This is a genomic window from Luteimicrobium sp. DT211 (genome assembly GCF_049844995.1).
Lineage (GTDB): Bacteria > Actinomycetota > Actinomycetes > Actinomycetales > Cellulomonadaceae > Luteimicrobium.
This window is the reverse complement of sequence record NZ_JBNCMC010000002.1, coordinates 59808-83823: the sequence shown is the minus strand read 5'-3', so window position 1 is coordinate 83823 and position 24016 is coordinate 59808. Positions and strand designations below refer to the sequence as shown.

Annotated in this window: 26 protein-coding genes; 9 read left to right on the top strand and 17 right to left on the bottom strand. The window is 75.4% G+C overall.

From position 1 onward, the window contains the following. Positions 1-415: 415 nt before the first annotated feature. The 6 genes from ACLQ14_RS04565 to ACLQ14_RS04540 all read right to left on the bottom strand — a co-directional run bounded on the left by ACLQ14_RS04565 (position 416) and on the right by ACLQ14_RS04540 (position 7062). A complete protein-coding gene (locus ACLQ14_RS04565; RefSeq protein WP_425810359.1) occupies positions 416-2593 on the bottom strand; it encodes an iron ABC transporter permease in 2178 nt (725 codons plus the stop codon). Between the two features lie 7 nt (positions 2594-2600). After that, positions 2601-3638, bottom strand: a complete 1038-nt coding sequence (locus tag ACLQ14_RS04560; protein ID WP_425810357.1) for an ABC transporter substrate-binding protein — start codon at positions 3636-3638, stop codon at positions 2601-2603. A 72-nt stretch (positions 3639-3710) separates the two neighbouring features. Beyond that, complete coding sequence (locus ACLQ14_RS04555; RefSeq protein ID WP_425810355.1) at positions 3711-4595, bottom strand: ABC transporter ATP-binding protein; 885 nt, start codon at positions 4593-4595, stop codon at positions 3711-3713. A 65-nt stretch (positions 4596-4660) separates the two neighbouring features. Beyond that, entirely contained in the window at positions 4661-5587 is a 927-nt protein-coding gene (locus ACLQ14_RS04550; protein ID WP_425810353.1) for an NADP-dependent oxidoreductase, read from the bottom strand. 39 nt (positions 5588-5626) lie between these two features. Then, positions 5627-6316, bottom strand: coding sequence for a GAF and ANTAR domain-containing protein (locus tag ACLQ14_RS04545; protein ID WP_425810351.1), 690 nt, complete (start codon positions 6314-6316; stop codon positions 5627-5629). Continuing rightward, the gene (locus tag ACLQ14_RS04540; RefSeq protein WP_425810349.1) at positions 6313-7062 is read right to left on the bottom strand and encodes an ANTAR domain-containing protein; all 750 of its coding nucleotides are present in this window, start codon (positions 7060-7062) and stop codon (positions 6313-6315) included. The genes ACLQ14_RS04545 and ACLQ14_RS04540 overlap by 4 nt, the downstream gene beginning before the upstream one ends. A 159-nt stretch (positions 7063-7221) precedes the next feature. Here ACLQ14_RS04540 and ACLQ14_RS04535 point away from each other — a divergent pair, with 159 nt between their 5' ends. The 3 genes from ACLQ14_RS04535 (at position 7222) to ACLQ14_RS04525 (ending at position 9015) form a co-directional block, all read left to right on the top strand. Further along, the gene (locus tag ACLQ14_RS04535) at positions 7222-7863 is read left to right on the top strand and encodes a PAS and ANTAR domain-containing protein (RefSeq protein WP_425810347.1); all 642 of its coding nucleotides are present in this window, start codon (positions 7222-7224) and stop codon (positions 7861-7863) included. Positions 7864-7984: 121 nt separating this feature from the next. Further along, positions 7985-8467, top strand: coding sequence for a ferritin-like domain-containing protein (locus ACLQ14_RS04530; protein WP_425810345.1), 483 nt, complete (start codon positions 7985-7987; stop codon positions 8465-8467). An 11-nt stretch (positions 8468-8478) separates the two neighbouring features. Continuing rightward, on the top strand, positions 8479-9015 hold the full coding sequence (locus ACLQ14_RS04525; protein WP_425810343.1) for a DUF2231 domain-containing protein: 537 nt from the start codon (positions 8479-8481) through the stop codon (positions 9013-9015). A gap of 37 nt (positions 9016-9052) precedes the next feature. On the opposite strand, the gene ACLQ14_RS04520 is transcribed toward ACLQ14_RS04525, so the two are convergent. Then, a complete protein-coding gene (locus ACLQ14_RS04520) occupies positions 9053-9733 on the bottom strand; it encodes a nucleotidyltransferase family protein (protein ID WP_425810341.1) in 681 nt (226 codons plus the stop codon). Positions 9734-9857: 124 nt separating this feature from the next. Here ACLQ14_RS04520 and ACLQ14_RS04515 point away from each other — a divergent pair, with 124 nt between their 5' ends. After that, complete coding sequence (locus tag ACLQ14_RS04515; protein WP_425810339.1) at positions 9858-10622, top strand: endonuclease/exonuclease/phosphatase family protein; 765 nt, start codon at positions 9858-9860, stop codon at positions 10620-10622. Between the two features lie 9 nt (positions 10623-10631). Here ACLQ14_RS04515 and ACLQ14_RS04510 read toward each other — a convergent pair whose 3' ends face one another. The 3 genes from ACLQ14_RS04510 to ACLQ14_RS04500 are packed head-to-tail and all read right to left on the bottom strand — an operon-like array spanning position 10632 to position 12557. Beyond that, positions 10632-11300 (bottom strand): HAD family hydrolase, encoded by a 669-nt coding sequence (locus tag ACLQ14_RS04510; RefSeq protein WP_425810337.1) that lies wholly within the window; start codon positions 11298-11300, stop codon positions 10632-10634. 2 nt (positions 11301-11302) lie between these two features. Then, positions 11303-12283, bottom strand: a complete 981-nt coding sequence (locus ACLQ14_RS04505) for a TIGR03557 family F420-dependent LLM class oxidoreductase (protein WP_425810335.1) — start codon at positions 12281-12283, stop codon at positions 11303-11305. Between the two features lie 55 nt (positions 12284-12338). Next, entirely contained in the window at positions 12339-12557 is a 219-nt protein-coding gene (locus tag ACLQ14_RS04500; protein WP_425810333.1) for a hypothetical protein, read from the bottom strand. A gap of 86 nt (positions 12558-12643) precedes the next feature. Between ACLQ14_RS04500 and ACLQ14_RS04495 the strand changes: the two genes are divergently transcribed. Genes ACLQ14_RS04495 through ACLQ14_RS04485 form a run of 3 tightly spaced genes read left to right on the top strand, consistent with a single transcriptional unit; the run spans position 12644 to position 17211 of the window. Continuing rightward, positions 12644-14146: an MFS transporter gene (locus tag ACLQ14_RS04495; protein ID WP_425810331.1), complete on the top strand. Its 1503-nt coding sequence runs from the start codon at positions 12644-12646 to the stop codon at positions 14144-14146. 52 nt (positions 14147-14198) lie between these two features. Continuing rightward, positions 14199-15059, top strand: a complete 861-nt coding sequence (locus ACLQ14_RS04490) for a glucose 1-dehydrogenase (RefSeq protein WP_425810329.1) — start codon at positions 14199-14201, stop codon at positions 15057-15059. A gap of 4 nt (positions 15060-15063) precedes the next feature. Next, the gene (locus ACLQ14_RS04485; RefSeq protein WP_425811613.1) at positions 15064-17211 is read left to right on the top strand and encodes a catalase; all 2148 of its coding nucleotides are present in this window, start codon (positions 15064-15066) and stop codon (positions 17209-17211) included. Positions 17212-17255: 44 nt separating this feature from the next. Here ACLQ14_RS04485 and ACLQ14_RS04480 read toward each other — a convergent pair whose 3' ends face one another. Further along, a complete protein-coding gene (locus tag ACLQ14_RS04480) occupies positions 17256-17942 on the bottom strand; it encodes an ANTAR domain-containing protein (protein WP_425810327.1) in 687 nt (228 codons plus the stop codon). Positions 17943-18136: 194 nt separating this feature from the next. Here ACLQ14_RS04480 and ACLQ14_RS04475 point away from each other — a divergent pair, with 194 nt between their 5' ends. After that, positions 18137-18880 carry a PAS and ANTAR domain-containing protein gene (locus tag ACLQ14_RS04475; protein ID WP_425810325.1) on the top strand — a complete coding sequence of 248 codons (744 nt, stop codon included), beginning with the start codon at positions 18137-18139 and terminating at the stop codon, positions 18878-18880. Here the strand turns inward: ACLQ14_RS04475 and ACLQ14_RS04470 are convergent. The 3 genes from ACLQ14_RS04470 to ACLQ14_RS04460 are packed head-to-tail and all read right to left on the bottom strand — an operon-like array spanning position 18826 to position 20902. Then, the gene (locus ACLQ14_RS04470; RefSeq protein ID WP_425810323.1) at positions 18826-19632 is read right to left on the bottom strand and encodes an SDR family NAD(P)-dependent oxidoreductase; all 807 of its coding nucleotides are present in this window, start codon (positions 19630-19632) and stop codon (positions 18826-18828) included. The two genes, ACLQ14_RS04475 and ACLQ14_RS04470, sit on opposite strands and share 55 nt — an antisense overlap. A 35-nt stretch (positions 19633-19667) precedes the next feature. Further along, a complete protein-coding gene (locus tag ACLQ14_RS04465) occupies positions 19668-20135 on the bottom strand; it encodes a DUF6098 family protein (protein ID WP_425810322.1) in 468 nt (155 codons plus the stop codon). After that, positions 20132-20902, bottom strand: a complete 771-nt coding sequence (locus tag ACLQ14_RS04460) for an ANTAR domain-containing protein (RefSeq protein ID WP_425810320.1) — start codon at positions 20900-20902, stop codon at positions 20132-20134. Before ACLQ14_RS04460 ends, ACLQ14_RS04465 begins: the two co-directional genes overlap by 4 nt. Positions 20903-21026: 124 nt before the next feature. Here ACLQ14_RS04460 and ACLQ14_RS04455 point away from each other — a divergent pair, with 124 nt between their 5' ends. Continuing rightward, a complete protein-coding gene (locus ACLQ14_RS04455) occupies positions 21027-21557 on the top strand; it encodes a gluconokinase (RefSeq protein ID WP_425810318.1) in 531 nt (176 codons plus the stop codon). Between the two features lie 24 nt (positions 21558-21581). On the opposite strand, the gene ACLQ14_RS04450 is transcribed toward ACLQ14_RS04455, so the two are convergent. The 3 genes from ACLQ14_RS04450 to ACLQ14_RS04440 form a co-directional block, all read right to left on the bottom strand. Next, the gene (locus ACLQ14_RS04450; RefSeq protein ID WP_425810316.1) at positions 21582-22301 is read right to left on the bottom strand and encodes a hypothetical protein; all 720 of its coding nucleotides are present in this window, start codon (positions 22299-22301) and stop codon (positions 21582-21584) included. Between the two features lie 67 nt (positions 22302-22368). Next, positions 22369-23253: a TrmH family RNA methyltransferase gene (locus ACLQ14_RS04445; RefSeq protein ID WP_425810314.1), complete on the bottom strand. Its 885-nt coding sequence runs from the start codon at positions 23251-23253 to the stop codon at positions 22369-22371. A gap of 43 nt (positions 23254-23296) precedes the next feature. After that, positions 23297-23983 (bottom strand): TetR/AcrR family transcriptional regulator, encoded by a 687-nt coding sequence (locus ACLQ14_RS04440; RefSeq protein WP_425810312.1) that lies wholly within the window; start codon positions 23981-23983, stop codon positions 23297-23299. Positions 23984-24016: the final 33 nt, after the last annotated feature.

Here is a 24016-nt window from a genome sequence, read left to right as displayed (position 1 = left end):
GCGGGTGCGGGTATTACGCAAGACGATCGGCGCGGAAATCCGTGTGCACCGGGTCACACCCGCGCGGCGCTCCCGACGACGACGCGCGGTTCGCCGACGGTGACGCGCGGTTCGCCGACGGTGACGTCCCTCTCGCCGAAGACGGGCTTGTGCACCGATCCGTCGCTGAACGTGTTCAAGACCCCGTGTTCGGCGAGGGAAGCGGGTTCGCAACCGCGTGCTCGGCGGGCACGGGCGCTTCCGACGACGGCGCACGGCTGGGTCGCCCGGGTGACGTGACCCTGGGAGCGGGCGGGGGCGGGCAGGTGGTGAAGGACGTCAAGGAGCCGGAAGGCCCCCAGGGGCCTGAAGGTGACGCAGTCCGAACCACCTGCCCGCACCCGCCCGCGGACCCAACCACGGCGAGGGCGGACGCTCAGTGCGCGGCTCGCGTGCGCCACAGCAACCACACGAAGTACGGCGCGCCGACCAGCGCGGTCACGAGCCCGGCGGCGAGCTGCGAGGGAGCGATGACGGTCCGGCCGATGGTGTCGGCGACGCTCACGAGCAGCGCCCCGAGCCCGACGGCGACGGGCAGCGCGACGCGGTTCCGCGCCCCCACGAGGGCTCGCGCGGCGTGCGGGGCGACGAGCCCCACGAAGCCGAGGGCACCCACGGCGCACGCGGCGGCGGCCGTGAGGACGGCCGCGAGCACGAGGTTGCCGAGCCGGAACCGGTCGAGGGACACCCCGAGGACGCGCGGCACGTCCTCGTCGAGGGCCACGAGGTCGAGGCTGCGTGCCCCCGCGAGGGCGAGCGGCAGCCCGACCGCGAGGCAGATCGCGACGGGCACGAGCTGGTCGAGCGTGCGCCCGTAGGTCGAGCCCGACAGCCAGGTCAGCGCGAGGCTCGTGTTCCAGGGAGACGAGGCCAGCACGACGAGCGTCGTGACCGCGCCGGCGGCGGCGCTCACGCCGACGCCGATGAGGACGAGCCGGTCGGACGACAGCCCGCGCCCCCCGCCCGCGCCGGCGCGACGGCCGGTCGCCAGCCGGTACACGAGCGCGAACGTCGCGAGCGCGGCGACGGTCGCAGCACCCATGACGGGCCAGATGCCGACGCCGGGGACGAGCAGCACGACGGCGACCGCGCCCACGCTGGCGCCGGGCGTCACGCCCAGCAGGCTGGGCTCGGCGAGCGGGTTGCGGCACACGGCCTGGACGATCCCGCCCGCGAGCGCCAGCGCGGCGCCGCCCAGCAGGGCGGCGAGGACGCGCGGCCAGCGCTGCTGCAGGACGAACGTCACCTCGTCGCCCGCGGCGCCGCGCCACCAGTTGGCGACGTCGCCGAGGAGGACGACCCGGTCGCCGAGCAGCAGCGCCGCGACGAACGCGGCGACGAGGGCCACGGCCAGCACGACGACGACGCCGACGACCCAGGCGCGCGAGCGCACCGCTCCCCCGGCACCGCGCGCGGTGCTGGCCGCGGCGGGCCCGCCGTCGCGGACGCGGCGCGCGAGCCACACGAGCAGGCTGGCGCCGAACAGGGTGGTGACGACGCCCGTCGGGACGGCGATGGAGACGGACGAGGGCACGACGAGGCGCAGGACGTCGTCGGCGGCGACCACGACGAGCGCGCCCACGAGTCCGGCGAGCGGCAGGAGGAGCAGGTGACGCCCGAGCCCGGGCACGTGACGGGCGGCGAGCCGCGCGACCACGGGCGCGCCGAGGCCGACGAAGCCCATCGGCCCGGTGACCGTCACGGCGGCCGCGGAGAGCAGCACCGCGAGGACGATCGCGACGACGCGGGTGCGCCGCACGTCGACCCCGAGGACGGTGGCGGTGTCGTCGCCGAGGCCGAGCACGTCGAGCCGGTGGGCGAGGACGAGCGTGGCCGCGACCCCGATGCCGACGACCGGCGCGGCGAGCGCGACCTGGTGCGTGCCGGACTGGACCGTGGTCCCGGCGCCCCAGGCGAACAGGCCGGTGGTCCGTTCCTGGAAGAGCATGAGCAGGACGGTGGTGAGCGACGAGAGCGCGAGCGCGACGGCGGACCCGGCGAGGACGAGCCGGGTGGGGCCGGTGGCCCCGCCGCGCGCGACGGCGAGGACGAGCCCGGCGGCGGCGAGCCCGCCGACGAACGCGACGAGCCCGTTCGCGAAGAAGGGCAGGGAGATCCCGAACGCGGCGACCGCGACGACCGCCACGTATGCGCCGGCGTTGACGGCGAGGGTGTCGGGCGACGCGAGCGGGTTGCGCGCCACAGACTGCAGCACCGTGCCGGCGACGCCGAGCGCAAGCCCGACGAGCAGGCCGGCCAGCAGGCGCGGGACGCGGCTGGAGACGAGGACGGCGACGGCGGTGTCCCTCGTGTCGGGCGCGCCCCCTGCGTCCGATGCCCACGGCCAGACGGCGCGCAGCAGCTCCCCGACGCCGAGCTGGGCGGTGCCCTGGGTGAGGTGCCAGACCGACAGGACGGCGAGCAGGAGCAGGCCGGCGACGAACACGCCGACCACCCCACCGGCGCGCGGGCGCCCGCCGGTCCCGGCCTGCCCGGCGGCGCGGCCGGTCGCCACCGGGCCGGGGCCGCCCGGCGGGCGCTCGAGCGTCGTCACGGCAGCCTCAGCTCAGCGCGTCGACGAGGGCGTCGACGTAGCGCTCGGCGGACAGCGGGCCGCCGAACATCCAGATGCCGTCGGGGATCCGCTTCACGTGGCCCGCCTCGACGAACGGCAGCTGCTTCCAGACCTTGTTGTCCTTGAGGCCGTCGGCGAAGGGGTCGGCCTCGGAGTCGCTGGCCGCGTACACGAAGGTCGTGTCCGCGTCGGTGACCTTGGTGAGGCCCTCGACGTCGGTCGTCGCAAGGCCGTAGTCCTTGTCGCCGCCGGTGGTCCACTGGTTCTTCAGCCCGAGCTCGGCGCCGATGCCCCCGAAGAACGACCCCGGCGTGTACATGCGGACCGAGACGGTGCCGTTGTCGACCCAGCCGTCCGCCATCGTGAACGGCGCGCCCGTCTTCCCGGCCTTCTCGAGGTCGGCCTTCGCGGAGTCGATCTTGGCGTCGAAGTCCGCCAGGACCTTCTCGCCCTGCGCCTGCGTGCCCGTGACCTGCGCGAGCGTGTCGACGGTGCGGCGCATGTAGCCGATCGGGTCCGAGCCGTCGGACCCGCGCAGCGCGAGCACGGGCACCTTCTTCTCGATCTGCTTGATGACGTTCTCGGGCAGGTCGGTCGTGACCACCACGAGGTCCGGGTGGAGCGCGACGATCGCGTCGAGGCTCGGCTCGCCGCGCGTGCCGACGTCCGGGGTCGAGGCGTCGATCGGGGCCGAGGTGTCCCACGTGTTGTAGCCCTTGACGTCGGCCTCGCCGACCGGCTTCACGCCGAGCGCCACGAGGTTCTCCGTGAGGCCCCACTCGAGCGAGACGACCTTCGTGGCGGGCGCGTCGAGGTGGACCGCGCCGCGCTCGTCGGTGACGTCGACGGGGCCGGCGCTCGTCGCGGCGATCGTCGGGGACGCGTCGGCGGCGGCCGGGTCCTCGGTGGTGCCGCACGCAGCGAGCGCGAGGACAACGAGCGTCGCGGACGCTGCGGTGGCGGCCGCGAGGGCGCGGCGGCGGGCGGGACGGGTGCTCGACGGCGTCGAGGACAACAGAGGCACGGTGGTCCTTCGGTCTGGGTAGCGGGACGGGTGGTGCCCGGGAACGGGCGGCGGCGAGAGACGGCGGGGCCGTCAGGCGGGGGCGGGTTCGGGGCGCGCGAGGCGCGCGGTGTGGCGTCCGACGGGCTGGGTGCGCACGCGTCCGGCGTCGTCGACGTGGACGTCGATGCGCAGCCCGTAGACCTCGGTGAGCAGGTCGCCGCGCAGGACCTCGGCGGGGGCGCCGTCGGCGCGGACGACGCCCGAGTGCAGCAGCACCACACGGTCGGCGACGGCGGCGGCCTGGTCGAGGTCGTGCAGGACGACGCCGACGGCCACGCCGTGGACGTCCGCGAGGTCGCGCACGAGGTCGAGGGTCTCGACCTGGTAGCGCAGGTCGAGGTAGGTGGTGGGCTCGTCGAGGAGGACGACGCCGGTGTCCTGCGCGAGGCAGGTCGCGAGCCAGACGCGCTGCAGCTCGCCGCCCGAGAGCTCGTCGACGGGCCGGTCGGCCATGGCTGCGACGCCGGTGAGGCCCATGGCCCGCTCGACGACGGAGCGCCCGTCGGCGTCGCCCGTCCCGAACCGGCCACGGTAGGGGTGGCGGCCGTAGGAGACGACGTCGCGCACGCTCACGCCGGCGGGGGTGGGGCGCGACTGGGACAGGAGCGTGACGCGGCGCGCGAAGTCCTTGGGGTGCAGGGCGAGCGCGTCGAGCGTCGGTGCCGGGGCGCCGTCGGCGGGAGCGGCGTCGTCGGCGAGCACGACGCTGCCGGCGACGGGCGCATGGAGCCGCGCGAGCGAGCGCAGGAGCGTCGACTTGCCCGAGCCGTTCGGGCCGACGAGCACGGTGACCTGGCCCTTCTGCAGGGACAGTCCGGCGCCGTGCACGACCACGCGCCCGTCGTAGGCGAGCTCGAGGCCGGTGCCGGCGAGCGCCGCACCGATCGCCCGGTCCGCAGGTAAGGGTTGGCTCACGAAGGGGAGCCTAACCCGGCGGACTGGTCTTTACGCAAGACCGCCGTGACGAAATGCGGTGTGGCTCATCTCACCCGCACGACGACCTTGCCCCGCACGCCGCCCGCCTCGACCAGCCGGTGCGCCTCGGCGGCTTCCTCGAGGTCGAGCACGCGGTCCACGTGGACGCGCAGCGCGCCGTCGTCGGCCAGGCGCGCCAGCTCCGCCAGGTCGGACGACGACGGCCGAACCCACGCGTAGATGCCGCCGGGCAGCTCCCGCACCGACGCGTCGATGACGGAGACCGCGGCGCCGCCCGGGGCGAGCAGCCGCGGCGCGTCCGCGACGACGCCGTGGCCCGCGTAGTCGAGCAGCACGTCCACGCCCCCCGGCGCGAGCGCCCGGACCCGCTCGACCAGCCCGTCGCCGTGCGCGACCGGCTCGGCGCCGAGCCCGCGGACGTACTCGTGGTTGCGGTCGGAGGCGGTGCCGATGACGCGGGCGCCGAGCGACCGCGCGATCTGCACCGCGAACGACCCGACCCCGCCGGACGCGCCGTGGACCAGGACCGTCTGGCCCGCGCCGAGCCCGGACCGCACGATCGTCTGGTAGGCCGTGAGGCCGGCGAGCGGCACCGCCGCCGCCGCCTCGAAGCTCAGCGCGGCCGGCTTGCGCGCGAGCGTGCGCACCGGCGCGGCCACGTACTCGGCGAACGTCCCGCCGTGCACCCAGTCCTTGCGCACGTACCCGAACACCTCGTCGCCGACGGCCAGCTCGGGCACGTCCAGGCCCACCCGCTCGACGACGCCGGCCACGTCCCAGCCCGGCACCACCGGGAACTGGATGGCCATGAGGGCGTCGAGGCCGCCCGCGCGGACGTACAGGTCCACCGGGTTCACGGCCGCCGCGTGCACCCGGACGAGCACCGCGTCCGGCCCCACGGGCGGGACCGGCTGGTCGGTGAGCTGCAGGACGTCGGCGCCGCCGTGACGGTCGTAGGTGATGGCTCGCATGGCTCGCGCAACCCCGGCCCGGGCGGCGGGATTCCCGGCTCAGGCCCGGTACGCGTCCTCGACGACGGCGCGCGCCACCGCGGTCAGCGACCCGTCGTCCCCGACCTTGCTCAGCAGGGCGTCGTACGCCTCGGCCATGCCCACGTCGAGCTGCTGCGCGAGCACCCCCTTCGCCTGCTCGACGACGACCCGCCCCCCGAGCGCGTGCCTCAGGTTCGCGAGGACGTCCGTGTCGTCGAGGTCGGCCGACTGGACGACCACCAGCGTGACCACGTCCGCGAACGACTGGGCCAGGGCCACCTCGTCGCTGCCGAGCCCCCGTTCGGCCTCGGAGAACACGTTGAGCCCGCCCAGCGCGCGCCCGTGCCAGCGCAGCGGGAGCGCGTCGACCGAGGCGAACCCGGCGCGCGCGATCGTCGGGCCGGTGGTCGGCCACCGCGACTCGAGCTCAGCCGCGCTCGCAGCGGTGACGTGCACGCCGGTCTGCACCGCGTCCACGCAGGGACCCTCGTCGTTCTGGGCCTGGTGCACCTCGAGCTCCTCGGCGCGGTGCGACGTCGCCACGAACAGCTCGAGGCCGCGTCCCGAGTCGAGCAGCACCGCCGCCGCGTCCGCGGCGAGGAGCCGGACGACGTCCTGCAGCACGCGCTCGACGACGTCGGCCGCCTCGTGCTCCTCGAGCAGCGCCGCCGTGGCCGCGGCCAGCGCCTGGGCCGGTGTTCGGGTCATGGCTCCTCGGTCTCCGTGTCGTCGTGGGACTCGCCGTGGGACTCGATCGGGGCGCCCCGATGGTCCGACCCGAAGGCCAGCCGCCTGGACACCACGGAGGCGGAGATCTCGTCCAGGGACACGGCCTCCGCGAAGGCGTGCGCCCGCAGGAGGGCGAGGGCGTCCTCGGGCGGGATCCGGAGCTGCGCGACGACCATCCCGGTCGCCTGGTGCACGCGGGCCCGGTCGCTCCACAGCTCGAAGCTCTCGGTCGAGGTGAGGTCCGGGTCCCCGAGGAGCGCCGCCCCGACCGCGTCCGCCAGGAACTGGGCGTCGGTCAGCGTCCGGGCCAGGGTCGCCTCCGCGCTGTACAGCGTCAGGACCCCGATGACGACCCGCGACGGGCGCATCGGGATCGCGAAGACCGTCAGCGGTCCGGAGATCTCGCCCGCGAGCTCCATGAAGAGCGGGAACGCCCCGCCCCGGTCGCCGTCGATCTGCGTCACCACGGTGCGCCCCTCGACGAAGGCGACCTGCCCCGGGCCCTCGCCGAGGACGTCCTGCAGGTCCTCGATGCGGGCCGAGATGCCGTCCGACGTCGTCACCGTCAGGCGCTCGGGCGACGTCGAGGCGAGGGTGATGGCCGCGCCGTCGGCGCCGAGGATGTCGACGCACGCCCGCGTCAGCCGGACCGGGAGCGGCACGTCGGCGGCAGCGGCGACGGCGTGGGCGAGCTGCGCGAGCACGGCGGACCGATTGTCAGCCATCGCGCCCCTCCCCTCCTGGTCACCACTGTCCAACCTACTCGCCCGCGACGGCGGCCGGGCGCGTCGGTGCCGTTGATGCGACCCGAGAAGTGCCCTAGCGTGGTGGGCACACGGCCAAGCAGAGGCGCGTGCCCATCCCCGGAGCGACAGGGGTTGATGATGATCACGGAATCCGAGAAGGCAGCACCTGCAGCGGTGGCCGGCGCGACCCCCACCGTCTGCGTCGGACGGTACGACATCATGACGAGGACGTGGTGGTGGTCGGACGCGACCTATCGCCTCCACGGGTTCGAACCGGGCGACGTCGTCCCGACCACGGCACTGATCCTGGCGCACAAGCATCCCGACGACCGCGAGCGGGTCGCGAGGACGCTCGAGCGGGCGTGGAGCACCGGCGAACCGTTCTCGATCGTGCACCGCATCATGGACGCCCACGGCACGGAACGGGTCGTGTCGATCGCGGGCCAGGGGCGCCGGGACCCGGAGACCGGTGAGCTCGTCGAGCTGGTGACCTACTGGGCGGACGCCACGCCCGTGGTCGAGCAGGCCGCCACCGAGCGCGCGAACGAGGCCATCCGCGCGGCGGCCGAGAGCCGGGCGGCGATCGAGCAGGCGAAGGGCCTCCTCTCCTTCGCGTGCCGCATCGAGCCGGAGGCCGCGTTCGAGCTGCTGCGACGCGCGTCGATGGAGAGCAACGTCCCCGTGCGCGACCTCGCGTGCGACCTGGTGGAGCGCGCGAGCAGCGGCGAGCTGCACCCCGAGCTCTTCGCGGCCGCGCCGGTCGCCAGCTCGCGGAACTGACGGCCGCCCGGCGCGGCCCGGCGGACGCCGGGCCGCGCCGCGGTTGCGTAGCGGCGGTGTGGTGCGCACGGTCGAAGGGTCGTCGAGGCCACGGCGACGACGCCCCACCGAAGGACCCGCCATGTTCGAGCACCTGACCACCCCGGACGACCTGCTCACGTTCCGCCTCGGCTCCCTCCTCAACGCGGAGAAGGACTCCCTCGACATGCTGGAGGAGCTGGCGCGCGCGACCTCCGAGCGCATCCGGCCGCTGTTCGCCGAGCACGCCGAGGAGACGCGGCGCCAGATCACCAACGTCGAGCGGTGCCTCGAGCTCGTGGGCAGCCCCGAGGACGCCTCACCGTCGCCGACCACCGCCGGGCTCGCCAAAGAAGCCCACTCGCTCCTGCGCAAGACCGACGACGCCCTGCACGACGACGTCGCCCTGTCCGCGGCGCTGGAGACCGAGCACCACGAGATCGCGACCTACAGCTCGCTCCTCGTGCTCGCCGACGGCCCGGACAAGGCCGACCTGCGCGACCTGCTCGCCGCGAACCTCGCGGAGGAGGTCGGGGCCGCGGACAAGATCGTGACGGCGCTCCGCGCTGCGCACGGCCAGTCCTGAACGGAGGAACGATGTCTGCCACCACCAGCTCCCCCACGGAGGCCTCTGCTCTGCACCGGGCCGTCGACGGCGTCGGCCGGTCGAGGCCGGTCGAGGCCCTCACGCCCCTGTACGACACCCTGGCGCGGCTGCTGCCGCACGGCGCGGTCGACGCCGTCCTGCGGGGCAAGCCGTTCGGGCATCCGCTGCACCCGACGCTGAGCGACCTGCCGATCGGGCTGTGGACGTCCGCCGTGCTGCTCGACGCCGGGGGCCGCCGGTTCGAGGACGCGTCCCGCCGCCTCGTCGGCGCCGGCCTCGTCGCCGCGGTCCCCACCGCCCTCGCCGGCCTGGCCGACTGGCGCACGACGCACCAGCCGGCCCGCGGCGTCGGCGTCGCGCACGCGGCCCTCAACGGCGGCGCCGTGCTCTGCTTCGCCGCGTCGTGGCTCGCACGGCGCCGCGGACGGGGCAAGGCGCTCAGCCTGCTCGGCGCGGGCCTCGTGTCCGCGGGCGGGTACCTCGGCGGCCACCTGGTGCTCACGCTGCACGCACCCGACGAGGCATGACGCGACCGCTCTACCGCGCCATCGACGAGATGCTCCGCTACCTCACGTCCGGCGTGCGCGCGGGCATGCTCGCGGTTGACGCCACCGAGCCGGAGGACTCCGCGGTGCGCGTGGTGGCCGACCGGTCGCTCCGAGCGGGCGCGCGGCCCGCGACGTCGAGCTCGCCGAGCAGGAACAGGAACGCGCGGGCGAACGGGTTCGCGGCCGTGCGGTCCGCGACCTCGTCCCAGTCGACCTGCTCGCGCAGCGCACGGGCGACCTCCAGCTGCGGCCCGAGGTCGCAGTAGTGCTCGCTCAGCGGTGTCAGCCGGGACACGACCAGGTCGGTCGCCGACAGCACCGGCAGCCGCACCGACAGCACGTCCAGGTCGTCCGCCCGCGCCAGGTCCCGCTCCGTGACCTCGCCGCCCGACAGCCGCAGGATCACGTCGACCATCGCCTCGCCCCGGAAGGCCTTGAACAGCCAGTCCTCGGGCGGCTGCACGACGTCGAAGCCCGCGTCCGCGAGCGCCTCGCGAGCGGCGTCGGCGTGGCCGGGCGTGACGACGAAGTCGACGTCGTGCGACGGCTCGGGCGCGCCCCGGACCCAGGCCGCGAAGCCGCCGCACAGCGCGAACGGCACGCCCGCCCGCTTGAGCGCGACGCCGGCCGCCTTGAGCGCCTCGCGCAGGTCGGGGCCGTCGGGCCCGGCCGTGCCGGGCGGCGTGTCGTGGGTCATGGGCGCCTCTCGACGGGGTGGGACCGGCCTGCGACTCTAAGGCGGCCCCCGGCGCTGCGCACGCCGGGGCGCCGGGCGTGCCGGCGGGCGGGCGTGGCGGCGCGGGCCTTGCGAGGATCAGGAGGTGCGACTCGCGACGTTCAACATCCTGCACGGCCGCCAGGGCCCGGACGGCGAGGTCGACCTGGACCGTTTCGCGGCCGCCGTCGCCGGCCTGGACGCGGACGTCCTGGCGCTCCAGGAGGTGGACCGCGACCAGCCGCGCTCCCACGGCGGGGATCTGACGGCGCTCGCGGCGGACGCGATGGGCGCGGTCGAGCACCGGTTCGCGGCCACGCTCGCGGGCGAGCCGGGCGTGTGGACGTCGGCGACGGGCGACCTGCAGCCGGACACGGCGACGTACGGCATCGCGCTGCTCAGCCGCGTCCCGGTGCGCGCGTGGCACGAGATCCGGCTGCCGGAGCCCCGGCGGCGCGTCCCCGTGCGGTTCCCCGGGCACCGCCGGCCGACGCTCGTGCACGACGAGCCGCGGGCGGCGCTCGTCGCGCGCCTGGACGCGCCCTTCGGGCCGCTGACCGTCGCGGCCACGCACCTGAGCTTCGTGCCCGTCCGCAACCGCGGGCAGCTGCGTCGCCTCGCCCGCGAGCTGCGCGAGACGGAGGGTCCGCTGGTCGTCATGGGCGACCTGAACACCGCCGGCGACCGGCCCGCGCGGGCGACGGGCTGGGTGCCGCTGGTCACCGAGCCGACGTTCCCGATCGTCGGCCCGCGCGAGCAGCTCGACCACATCCTCACGGGCGGCGGCCTGTGCCCCGCCGGGCCGGGGCGGTCGGTCGACACCGGGATCTCCGACCACCGGGCGCTGGTCGTGGACGTGCGCCCCTGCTGAGGCGCGCCTTCACCACGCGCGTCGCAGGGCGCTCGCGTCGAGGTGGTCGAGGAGGTCGGCGGGGTCGTCGTAGAGCTCGACGGCCCCGGCGGCCAGCAGCTCGTCCGCACCGATCCCGCCGCAGAGCAGCCCGACGCACGGCAGGCCGGCGGCTGCCGCGGCCTGGACGTCCCACACGCTGTCGCCCACGAAGACCGCGTGCGCCGGGTCGACGCCGCCGCTCGCGAGCGCGGTGCGCACCGGCTCCGGGTGCGGCTTGGAGCGCTCGACGTCCTCGGCGGAGGTGACGGCCGTCAGGACGTCGTCGAGGTCGAGCACGCGGCGCAGCGCCTCGAGGCTCTCGGCCGACGCGGACGTAGCGAGCACCGTGCGGGCGCCCCTCGCCGCGACCGCGCGGACCAGCTCGGCCGCGCCGCGGGTCCGCCGCAGCCGGTCGGCCGTCGCGTCGACCTCGCGCGCGTGCACGCCGGAGATCTCGTCGAACCGCTCGAGCCCCGCGTCGCCGACGACGTCGCCCACGAGCTCGCGGCCGGTCCGGCCGAGCGCGCGGTGCAGCCGCCACGCCGGGGCGTCGAGGCCCACGGACTGCAGCGCCCGGAGCCAGGCGGCGACCTGCAGGTAGTTGGAGTCGACGAGCGTGCCGTCCACGTCGAACAGCACGCCGGGTCCCTGGTCCACGCTCACGAGGCCGCCCGCAGCTTCTCGAGCAGCGGCGCGGCCGCCCGGTCGAGGAACTCCTGCTGCCCGTCGTCGCCGATCTGCACGATCGCCACGTCCGTGAAGCCCGCCTCGACGTAGGCCGACACCGCCTCCACGACGGCGTCGAGGTCCGGGCCGCACGGGATGGACGAGGCGACGTCGTCGGGCCGGACGAACTGGCTCGCCGCGCGGAACGCCTCCGTGGTGGGCAGGTTCGCGTTCACGGGCCAGCCGAGCCCGAACCAGCGGAACTCCTCGTGCGCGCGGGCGACGGCGCGGTCGCGGTCGGTGTCCCAGCAGATCGGGATCTGGCCGATCGCGCGCGTGGGCGCGAGCCCGGCCTCCTCGCGCGCGGCGTTCCATGCCGAGACGAGGCCGGCGTCGGGCTCAACCGCGACCAGGTGGTCGGCGAGCGGCGCGAACCGCTCCACGGACGCGTCGCCCGACACGGCCACCGCGAGCTCGACCGGGTCGTCGGGCAGGTCCCACAGCCGGGCGGAGTCGACGCGGAAGTGGTCGCCCGCCCACGTCAGCTCGGCACCCGCGAGCAGCGCGCGGATGATCTGCAGGGCCTCGGCGAGCATCTCGTGGCGCTCGCCGACCGCGGGCCAGCGCTCGCCCACGACGTGCTCGTTGAGGTTCTCCCCCGCGCCCAGGCCGAGCGTGAACCGTCCCTCGGACAGGACGCCCAGCGTCGCCGCCTTCTGCGCGACGACCGCCGGGTGGTACCGCACCGTCGGGCAGGTCACGTACGTCATCAGCTCGACGCGCGACGTCGCCTGGGCGACCGCGCCGAGCAGGCTCCACGCGTAGGGCGCGTGGTGCTGCGTGTCGAGCCACGGGAAGTAGTGGTCGCTCGACACCTCGAAGTCGAATCCCACCCGCTCCGCGGCCTCCGCGTAGGCCACGAGCTCTCGGGGGCCCGACTGCTCCGTCATCAGGGTGTAACCGAAAGCGGTCATGACTCGATCGTCCTGCTGGGCGCGCCGCTACGCACCCGCGCCAGGGACGGCGCTCTCAGTCGTCCACGGCGACCTCGATGCCCGTGTCCTCCCAGCCGCTCTCGCCCGCGCGCTGGAGCCGGACGAGCGCGCCCGGCTCCTGCCAGTTCTGCGCGAGCAGCTCGGTGAGGCGCGCCGGGGCCTCGTCGGCCGTGGCCTCGAAGGACGAGCCGATCTGGTGGGCCGACTGCATCCCGCCGGACAGGACCGCGCGGTACGTGAAGGTGTCGCTCATGCACCCGACGCTACGGAGCCGCCCGCCCCTGCGCACCTGGGCGCCCCGGCGTGCGTAGCGCCGGCTCCTGCCTACCCTGGGGAGGCATGACGACGACGTCGGACGACCGGTCCGGGCTGGGCACCATCACGACGACGGTCCCCGCCCGCCTGGACCGCCTGCCGTGGGCCCGCTGGCACTGGATGATCGTGGTGGGGCTCGGCACGGTGTGGGTGCTCGACGGCCTCGAGGTGACGATCGTCGGCAACCTGTCGGCGGCGCTCAAGTCCTCCTCGCACGGGCTCGGCCTGACGAGCAGCGACATCGGCCTCGCGGGCGCGGTCTACGTCGCCGGAGCGTGCTTCGGGGCGCTGCTGTTCGGCCAGCTCACCGACCGGTTCGGCCGCAAGCGACTGTTCATGGTGACGCTCGCCGTCTACCTCGTCGGCACCGTAGCGACCGCGTTCTCGGTGAGCCCGCTGATGTACTTCGCGTGCCGCGTGGTGACGGGCGCGGGCATCGGCGGGGAGTACGCCGCCGTGAACTCCGCCGTCGACGAGCTCATCCCGGCCCGGTTCCGCGGGCGCACGGACATCGCGATCAACGGGTCCTACTGGCTGGGCGCGGCCGCCGGCGCGCTCGTCACGATCCCGCTGCTCGACCCGAAGCTCGTCCCGGCGGGGCTCGGCTGGCGCGTGTGCTTCGCGCTCGGCGCGACCCTGGGACTCGTCGTCCTGTTCGTCCGCCGCAACGTCCCGGAGAGCCCCCGCTGGCTGTTCGTGCACGGTCACGAGCGGGAGGGCGAGCGCATCGTCGCCGACGTCGAGGACACCGTCCGCGAGCAGACCGGCGACGAGCTGGAGGACGTGCCCGACGACGAGGGCCTCACCGTCCGGCAGCGCCGCACCATCGGCCTGGGCCGGGTCGCGCGCACCGTGTTCACGGACTACCCCCGGCGCACCGTGCTGTGCCTCGCCCTGTTCGTCGGTCAGGCGTTCCTCTACAACGCGTTCTTCTTCACCTACGGCGACACGCTGCAGACCTTCCTCGGCGTCGGGCAGACGGGCGCGTACCTGGCGCTGTTCGCGATCAGCAACTTCGTGGGCGCGCTCGCGCTCGGCCCGCTCTTCGACCGCGTCGGCCGGGTCCCGATGATCTCCGCGACGTACCTCGCCTCGGGTGTCCTGCTCGCCGTCGCCGGGATCATGCTCGGCAGCCTCACGGCCTGGACGCTCACCCTCTTCGGCATGGCGATCTTCTTCATCGCCTCGGCAGGCGCGAGCTCGGCGTACCTGACGGCGAGCGAGGTGTTCCCGCTCGAGACCCGCGCGCTGTGCATCGCGTTCTTCTACGCGGTCGGCACCGCCGTGGGCGGGATCACGGGCCCGCTCCTGTTCGGGCGCCTCATCGACTCGGCGAGCGCCCAGCACGACATCACGGGGATCGCCGTCGGGTACTACATCGGTGCCGGGCTGATGATCGCGGGCGGCGTGGTGGCGATCTTCCTCGGCGTCAGCGCCGAGAAGAAGTCGCTCGAGGACGTCGCCACGCCGCTCACGGCCCAGGACGCCGACGACGACGCGGGTGCGAACGACGGCGGCCCCACCTAACGTGGTGGTCGGGTCGAGACGGGGCCCGGACGCTCGCACCGAGGAGCAACCCATGCCCGACGAGACCCCCTTCCCCGCCCAGCAGCAGGAGCCCCCCGGCCTGACGGGCGCGATGTCCCCCGAGCCGGACCACAGCGAGCAGAGCTACGTGGGCCACGGCCGCCTCGACGGCCGCAGAGCGCTCATCACGGGCGGCGACTCCGGGATCGGCCGCGCCGTCGCGATCGCGTTCGCCCGGGAGGGCGCCGACGTCGCGATCGCCTACCTCCCCGAGGAGCAGGTCGACGCCGACGCGACCGCCCACTGGGTCCGCGAGGCCGGGCGCGCCGCCGTCCTGCTGCCGGGCGACCTGCGGGACGAGCTGTCGGCGCGCGACATGGTCGACCAGGCCGCCGAGGAGCTCGGCGGGCTCGACGTCGTCGTGAACAACGCGGGCTTCCAGTCGGCGCGGCGCGAGTCCTTCGAGGACCTCACGACCGAGGTCATGGACCGGGTCCTCAAGACCAACCTGTACGCGCTGTTCTGGGTGACCCAGCAGGCGGTCCGCCACCTCCGCCCCGGCAGCTCGATCATCAACGTGTCGTCGATCCAGGCGTACGAGCCGTCGCCCGCCCTGGTGGACTACGCGGCGACCAAGGCCGCGATCAACAACGTGACGGTGAACCTGGCGGCGCAGCTCGGGCCCCGCGGGATCCGCGTCAACGCCGTCGCGCCCGGCCCGATCTGGACGCCGCTGCAGCCGGCGACCCAGCCGCCCGACCACGTCGAGCAGTTCGGCGCCAGCACGCCGCTGGGCCGGGCCGGGCAGCCGGCCGAGGTGGCGCCGGCGTTCGTGTTCCTGGCCTCCGAGAGCGACGCGAGCTACGTGTCGGGCACGGTGCTGGGGGTCACGGGCGGCAAGCCGGTCTTCTGACGGCCTGGCAGCACCAGACGCACCGACACGAGGCACCACGAGGAGGAGCACGATGACCGACGACGACCGCAGCGACCCGAGGAAGGGCATCCCGCCCACCCCGCCCGCCCAGGACGGCGACCGCCTGACGACGGCGCAGGGCGCGCGCGTGGACGACACGGACCACTCGCTCACCGCGGGACCGCGCGGCCCGGTGCTGCTCGAGGACCACCACCTGCGCGAGAAGATCACGCACTTCGACCACGAGCGGATCCCGGAGCGCGTGGTGCACGCGCGCGGCGCCGGCGCGCACGGCGTGTTCCGCGCCTACGGCAACGCGGCGCCCCTGACCAAGGCGGGCTTCCTCGCCGAGGAGGGCCGTGAGACCGAGGTCTTCGTGCGCTTCTCGACCGTGATCGGCTCGCGCGGCTCGGCGGACACGGTGCGCGACGTCCGCGGCTTCGCCGTGAAGTTCTACACGGCCGAGGGCACGTTCGACCTCGTCGGCAACAACTTCCCCGTGTTCTTCATCCAGGACGCGGTCAAGTTCCCGGACATCATCCACGCGGCCAAGCCGCACGCCGACCGGGAGATCCCGCAGGCCCAGACGGCCCACGACACGTTCTGGGACTTCGTGTCCGCGCACACCGAGGCCACCCACATGGTCATGTGGGCCATGTCGGACCGGGCGATCCCGCGCAGCTACCGGACCATGGAGGGCTTCGGCGTCCACACGTTCCGCCTCGAGGCCGCGGACGGGTCGACGTGCCTCGTGAAGTTCCACTGGAAGCCGGTGCTCGGCGTGCACTCGCTCGTGTGGGAGGAGGCCCAGCTCGCGCAGGGCGCCGACCCCGACTTCAACCGGCGCGACCTGGCCGACGCGATCGAGTCCGGCGCGTACCCGCAGTGGGAGCTCGGCCTGCAGGTCATGCCGGACGACCCCTCCGAGACTTTCGAGGGCATCGACCTGCTCGACCCGACCAAGATCGTGCCGGAGGAGCTGTGCCCCGTGCAGCGCGTCGGCCTGCTGACGCTCACGGCCAACCCTGCCAACTACTTCGCGGAGACCGAGCAGGTCGCGTTCCACGTCGGCCACCTCGTGCCGGGCGTCCAGGCGACCAACGACCCGCTCCTGCAGGGCCGGATGTTCTCCTACCTCGACACGCAGCTCACGCGCCTCGGCGGCCCGAACTTCTCGCAGCTGCCGATCAACCGGCCGCACGCCCCTGTGAACGACCTGCTGCGCGACGGCATGCACCAGACCGCGATCCACGAGGGCATCACGACCTACGTGCCCAACGCCCTCGACGGTGACCAGCCGGCCCGCTCCCCCCAGGACGCGTTCGTCACCTACCCGACCCCGGTGGACGGCGACAAGGGGCGGTGGCGCCCCGTCTCGTTCGAGGACCACACGACCCAGGCGCGGCTCTTCCTGCTCTCGCTGTCGCCCGTCGAGCGCGCCCACCTGCAGGACGCGTTCGCGTTCGAGCTCGGCAAGTGCACCGACGAGGACGTGCGCGCCCGCGAGGTCGCGCTGCTCGCGCGCGTGGACGGCGACCTCGCGGCCGCGGTCGCGACCGAGCTCGGCCTGCCGGCTCCCGCACCGGGCGACGTGCCCGACGTCGTCCCCTCGCCCGCCCTGTCCCAGCGGCCGTCCGAGCCGGGACGGGTGGACGGCCGGGTGGTCGGCGTCCTCGCGGACGACGGCGCGGACCTCGCCGTCTCCACAGCGCTCACCGACGCGCTCGGCCCCGAGCACGTCGTCGTGCGGGTCGTGGCCGCCCACGGCGGCACGGTCGCCGGCGCGGACGGCGCCGCGCTGCCCGTCGACCGGACCGTCGCGACCACGCGCTCGATCGAGTACGACGCCGTCGTCGTCGTGCCGGGCGTCGCCGGCGGCGGGCTCGCACGCGACCCGCGCACCGCCGTCCTGCTGCAGGAGGCGTACCGGCACGGCAAGCCGCTCGTCGCCGTCGGCGATGGGAGCGACGTGCTCGCCGGGGCCGGGGTCCCCCTCGACGCGCCCGGCGTGCTCACGCCCGCCGGCACCGACGGGCTCCTCGCTCCCCTGCGCGAGGCGCTCGGCCTGCACCGGTCGTGGGAGCGGCTCGCGCAGCTCGCGGGCGTGACCGACGCGCCCGCGGCCGGCGCCCCGGGGAGCGCCGTCGGCTGACGGCCGGCCCTGGGGGGGGTGCGGGCCCGGCGACCCGCCCGCCGTCACGGCCTGGTGCCCAGGATCTTCCGGAGCCAGTGGTCGCCCTCGCCGTCGGCGCGCTGCCGGGCCGCGCCCTCGACGACCGCGTCGGCGAGCGCCCGGACCTTCACGCCGCGCGCCTGCGAAGCCAGCCGGAGGAGGTCGAAGGCGGCGTCGGGGTCGAGGCGCCAGAGCGCGGTCAGCACACCCTTGGCGCGGTCGACGGCGCCGCGCGACTCGACGGCCTGGGCGAGCTGGACGTCGACCCGGGCGCGCACGGCGGCGTCGAACGCGCCGTCGAGCAGCACGAACCAGCCGGCCACCGGCCACGGGCCGTCACCCGGCAGGTCGTCGTCGGGCTCGACGCGCACCACCACCACGTGCGTGCGTCCCGCGAAGTCGACCAGGCGGCTCAGGCACGCCGAGCGTCGCCCGGCGAGCCGCGCGCCCTCGATCATGGCCCGGACGCGGTCGCGGTCGCGGTGCCCCTGGTGCGCCAGCAGCAGGTCCACCGTCGGCACGACGTCGCCGGGCGCGAGCCGGTGGAGCGCGTAGAGCTCGTCGGACCAGGTGCAGCGGACGCCGTCCGCGTCGACCTGGAAGCGGCCGGACGCGAGCTCCGTCGTGCCCGCCGCGGCGGTGGGGTCTGCGGCGCGGTCGGCACACGGGGGGCGTGCCCCGGGCACGCTGCGGACAGCCTCGCTCTGCATCACGGTCAACCTCTCCGCGCCCATGGTCCGGCGCGGTCCCGCCCTCCGACGAGTTGGCTGCTCAACCCGCGGGGCTCCCCGGTCGTGCCGGAGTCGAAGCACAGCGTACCTGGCACGCGGCGGTCGTCTCACGCCCTCGCAGGTCACCCGCGTGCGGGCCCCGAGTGCGCCGCTGCGGGACTAGCATCGGCCGCATGAGGCGTGTGGCGGGAGCGGGCGAGGAGCACGAGCGGGCCCTGGCCGTCGGCGAGCACACGGACGTGGGCAGCTTCCGGGTGGACCTGGCGTCCGGGCGCTGGTGGTGGTCCGACGAGGTGTACGCGATGCACGGCTTCGAGCGGGGCGAGGTCGTCCCGTCCGCGGAGGTGCTCGCCGCGCACAAGCACCCGGACGACCGCGTACAGGTCGACGACGTGGTGCGCGACGCCGTCGCCGCGAACGAGCCCTTCAGCTCCTTCCACCGGATCGTCGACGCCGACGGCAGGGTGCGCACGGTGGCGGTCGTCGGCCGCCCGCACCTCGACGACGACGGCGAGCCGGTCAGCGTCGAGGGCTTCTTCGTGGACATCACGGGCCCGCAGCGCCGCACCAGCCAGGCCGAGGCGTCGGAGGCCATCCGCGCCGCGGCGGCGAGCCGTGGCGTGATCGAGCAGGCGAAGGGCATCGTCATAGCGGTGCTCGGCGGCGACGAGGACTCCGCGTTCGACGCCCTGCGCGAGGCCGGCGCCCGCCGCGGCGTGCGGCTCCGGGCGGTGGCCGAGCAGCTGGTCGCCGCCGTCACGGCCCGCCACGCCTCCGACGGGCCGATGACGACCGCAGCGCTCGCCCGGCTGCTGACGGGCGACGCGGACCGCACGAGCCGGGACGGCCTGCCCGGCGCGCCTCAGACCGTCGCGACCGACCCGCCGTCGACCCGCCAGTTGGACCCGACGACGTAGCTCGCCCGGTCGGAGCACAGCCACGCGACGACGGCGGCGACCTCCGCGACGCTCCCCCGGCGTCGCGGCGCGATGCCGGGCCGCTCCTCGTCGAGGAACGAGGCGACCGCCTCCTCGAAGCTCTCGCCGCGCTGCGCGGCCCGCTCCCGCATCATCGCGTCGGTCATCGGCGTCTCCACGAACGCGGGCGACACCGCATTGACCAGCACCCCGTCGGGGCCGTACGCCTTCGACAGGCCCTTGGAGAGCGCGAGCAGCCCGGCCTTCGCCGCGCAGTACGGCAGCTCGTCGGGGTACGGCTGGACGGCGTCCTCGGACGCGAGCAGGACGACGCGCCCCCACCGGCGCGCGCGCATGGCGGGCAGCACCGCCCGCACCACCCGGACGGCGCCCACCAGGTCGGTGTCCAGCGTCGAGAGCCACCCGGCGTCGTCGATGTCGAGGAAGTCGCCGGTGGCGCCCGTGGTCCCCGCGGCGTGCACGAGGATCTCCGGGTCGCCGAACGTTTCCCGCGCCCGGCCCGCGAGCGCCTCGACCGCGGCGGCGTCCGTGACGTCGGCGGGCACGCCGACGACCCTTCCTTCGCCGCCGCCCCCGGCCAGCTCGCCGACAGCGCGCTCGAGCGCACCCGCCTCCCGGTCGGTCAGGATCACCCGCGCGCCCTCCGCGAGCAGCTCGCGGGCGGCGGCCAGCCCGATCCCGGAGTCGCCGCCCGTGACGAGCGCGACGCGTCCTTCCAGTCCCAGGTCCACTGCTCTCTCCTCCGTTCGTCCCGGCTCCGGCCGGGTCAGTCCTCGCCGCGGTCGTCGTGGTCGAGCACGCGCTCGTAGACGCCGCGCGCCTCGGCCAGCGCGGCGTCCTCCAGCACCGCGACGGGCCGCACCGCCACCAGCAGCGGCTCGCAGTCGGGCCCGCGCCCCGACACCTCGCCGGTCAGGAGCCACGCGAAGCTGCCGTCGTCGGCGAGGTGCGCGTACTGGGTCAGCTGGCGCGCCACCCAGTGCTCGACCGGCCGGTCCCACCACGGCTCGGGGCTCAGCGGATTGACGCTCAGCCCGGGGAGGACGCAGCCGCTCTCGTGGTCCCGGCTCACGGTGCACCGGTCGACGGCGGGACCGCCGCTGACACGCACGTAGAGCGTCTCCCGACTCCGCTCCACGAGCCTCACGGCCTGGGCGAGGCTGTCCATCCGGGGGACGCCGTCCACGCCCGCGGCCCGCGCCCTCGCCCCCGGACCGGCGTCGACGACCATCATCGGGCCCGTCGGGTGATGCGCCGCGCGAGGCGCGCGCCGTTCTCGTGGCGGGCGCCCGCCGTGACCGAGCCGAGCGCCTCGCGGACCGCCGCAGGCCCCTCGCCCAGCGGCACGCGGCCCGCGAGGTGGGCGAGCACCTGGCGGGCGGCGTCCGGCACGGGGACGTCGGCGTCGCCGGCGGCCTTGCCGAGCGTCCGGCCCGCCTCCGCGGCGTCGAGGCCGGCGAGGACCATGAGGGCGCCCACCGCCCGCTCGACCACGGCCCCGGACGCCATCGCGCGGGTCACGGCCCGGTCGGCCTCGCGCTCCACGGCCTCGTGGACGACCGAGGTGACGTCCACGGCGTATCCCCCGATCTCGCCGACGGCGCCGCTGCGGCCGCGTCGGGGGTCGCCGACGACGAGCACGGTCCGCGCGCGGCCCCGGGCGTCGACGACGCGGTGGGCGGCGGCGAACACGCGTCCGCGCCGTGCGGCGTCGAGCGTCGACGGCGCGACGCGGGCGTCGTCGGGATGGGTCCGCGCGCGCAGGTCGGCGAGGGTGCCGAAGGGATCTCCCGTCCGGCCGTGGATCGCGTCCACCTCCGGGGACCGCCGGCAGATCCCGGTCTCGAGGTCGACCACGTAGCGGCCCACGAGCAACGAGGTGCCCGCGCCGAGGACGGCTGCGGCCTCCGCCGCCGTGAGCGGGGCGGCGCCCCCCGCGTCGGCGGACGCGCCGTGCGTGCCGTTCGTGGACGTGATCGGGGTAGAGGAGGTCGTGGTCATCGTCAGCTCCATCGGGTGGGCTGGGTAGGGGGCCACTTCTCGACTCCACCGCCACCGTACCGCGCCGAGCGCTTCGACGAGCGTCGAACCGGTCCGCGCGCCGCGACCGGGTACGGTCGTGGCCGTGACGACCGCGCCCGTGCCCCCCGCCTCGCCCGTGCACCTCGTAGTCATGGGGGTGTCCGGCACGGGCAAGACGACGGTCGGCCGCCTCCTCGCCGACCGCCTCGGGTGGGCGTTCGCCGAGGGCGACGCGTTCCACCCGCCCGCGAACGTCGCCCGGATGCAGGCCGGGACCCCGCTCGACGACGCCGCCCGGCTGCCCTGGCTGCGCGCGATCCGCGACTGGACCGCCGAGCAGGACGCCGCCGGCACCAGCACCGTCGTGACGTGCTCCGCTCTGCGCACCACCTACCGCGACGTGCTGCGGGAGGCGCCCGGGCGCACCCGGTTCGTGCACCTCGTCGGCGACGCGTCGCTCGTCGGCACGCGCATGCAGCAGCGCGCAGGCCACTTCATGCCTCCCTCGCTGCTGCCCTCGCAGCTGGCCACGCTCGAGCCGCTCGGCGTGGCCGAGGACGGCGTCGTCGTGCCCGTCGACGGCCCTCCCGCGCAGGTCGCCGAGACCGCGCTGAGCGCGCTGGGGCTGGGCTGAGATCCTGGACGGGCCGGCGCGCCGTCACCACCGCCGACGGCGCAGCACCACCCCCAGCACCACGAGACCGACGCCCGCGAGGCCGACGGCGAGACCCCGCAGGTCGGGACGCCGGGCGAGCAGGCGGGCGTCCGCGTCGCAGGGGGTGAACCCGGAGTCCTCGGTGCGGAACTGGTCGAGCACGTCGTACTCCGTCCCGCTGAAGTACACGACGCGGTCGGTGCTCAGCCGCCCACGCGGCAGCACGTCCCAGCCCTCGTAGCACCCGTTCTCGACGCCGACGCTCACCGCGGCCGAACGCCATGACGTCGCCGGGGCGACCTTCTCGACGAAGCCCCGTGGCACCCGGCCGAGCTCGACCGCGCCGTCCCACCCGGACGCCACCTGGCCGCGGCGCTGGACCTCCCAGAGCACGGGTGGCAGCGCGTCGTCGGGGCTGTGCGCGGGCAACCGCCCGTACACCGTCACGCTCGTCATCTCGGCGGCGGTACGCGGGCCGGTCTCCACCACGATCCCGCCGTCGTCCGCGGCTCGGAAGCCGACGGTCGGGACGAGCGGCTCGCAGGGTGCGAACCTGCAGAGCTGGTCGAACGTCGCCAGCGGGGCGACCAGGACGCCCAGCCCCACCACGGCGAGCACGAGTCCGACGACGAGGGCCGCCGTCCCCTGCCGGCTCGGCGGGCCGGCCATGGGCGCCACCGGACGCATGGGCGGGATCCGCGACCAGAGCTGCTCGGACGGCATGGCAGCACTGTGCCAGCGCGCGAGCCGCCGCGGGGCTCCCCGACGGTCACGACTCGGCCACGGCGGGTCACGATCCGGGAACGCGCACCGCCCAGGCCGCCACGGCGACCGCCGAGGCCACGTTGAGCGAGTCGACCCCGCCCGCCATGGGGATCTTCACGGTCACGTCGCACGTCGCGATCGTCTTCGGCTTGAGCCCGTCGCCCTCGGTCCCGAAGACGAGGGCGAGCCGCTCGGGCGGGTCGGCCGCGACGTCGCCGAGGCTGACGGAGTCGTCCTCGAGCGCGAGCGCGGCGACCTGGAAGCCCAGGTCGCGGAGGAGGTCGACGCCGCCGGCACGGTCGGTGCCCGGCGCGGCCCGGGGCCAGTCGTGGATCCGTGTCCACGGCACCTGGAAGACGGTCCCCATGGACACGCGCACGGCCCGGCGGTAGAGCGGGTCCGCGGAGCGCGGCGTCAGCAGCACGGCGTCCACGCCCATGGCCGCGCAGGCGCGCATCGCCGCGCCGATGTTCGTGTGGTCGACGACGTCCTCGAGCACGACGACCCGGCGCGCCCCGGCCCCGTCGCGCGCGGCGCGGAGGAGATCGGCGACGTCGGGCAGCTCGGGGCGGTGCATGGCCGCGAGCGCCCCGCGGTGCAGGTGGAACCCGGTGATCTGCTCGAGCACGGGCTCGTCGGCGACGAAGACGGGGACGTCCGGGTCGGCCTGCCGTGCCTCGGCGACGACGTCGGCCATCGAGTCGAGCCACTTCTCGGCCATGAGGAACGACCGCGGACGGTGCCCCGCCGCGAGCGCCCGGCGGATCACCGTCGACGACTCCGCCATGTACAGACCCTCGGCGGGCTCGCGCACCCGGCGCAGCGCGACGTCCGTCAGGTCCGTGTAGTCCACGAGCCGCGGGTCGCGGGGGTCGGTGACGAGGGTGGTGGAGGCGACGGGCTCAGGCACGGCTCGATGATCCCACGCCCCCGGCACCCGCGTCGCCGGGCTCCTACTCGCGGTACCGCCATCGCGCGCCCAGCTCGGCCGGCGCCGGCGGCGGCCCGGGGAGCGCGGCCGCGTCGGCCCGGGCGCGCAGCCCCTCGAGCTGCAGGTCGACGTACCGGGCGCGGAGCTCCGCGGTCCGCGCGGCGTCCCCGAGCCGGACCGCGGTGAGCTGCTCGTAGACCATCGGCAGATCGTCGTCGGTGACGTCGGCGCGCACGACGCCGGCGTCCTGCGCCCGCGCGAGGATCCGGCCGGCGCGCTCCCCGGCGTCGGCGGCGAGGCTCCGGTGCTCCTCGGTCGGCCGGAAGCGACCGGCGAGCCGGACCGTGAGCGAGTGGACGTCGGCGTCGACGATCCCCCGCAGGAACGTGGCGAAAGCCTCCCACGGGTCCGGGACGACGTCGGCCTCGGACGCGACGGCGACGAACCGGCGCAGGCCGTCGAGGCAGAGCCGGGCGAGCAGCTCCTCCTTGCTGGGGTACCGCCGGTAGAGCGCGGAGATCCCGACGCCGGCCGCCTGGGCGACGGCCGCGACCGGAGCCTCAGGGTCGTCGACGAACACGCGGCGCGCCGCGTCGAGGATCGCGCCGTCGTTGCGTGCGGCCTGCGCGCGACGGCCGCTCAACGGTGCGGGCGCGCCCTGCGGTGCGGACGCAACCTGCGGTTCCGCGTCCTGGGACTGACTCGGCACGACTCTCTCCTCTCGCGGGCTGACGACAACCAC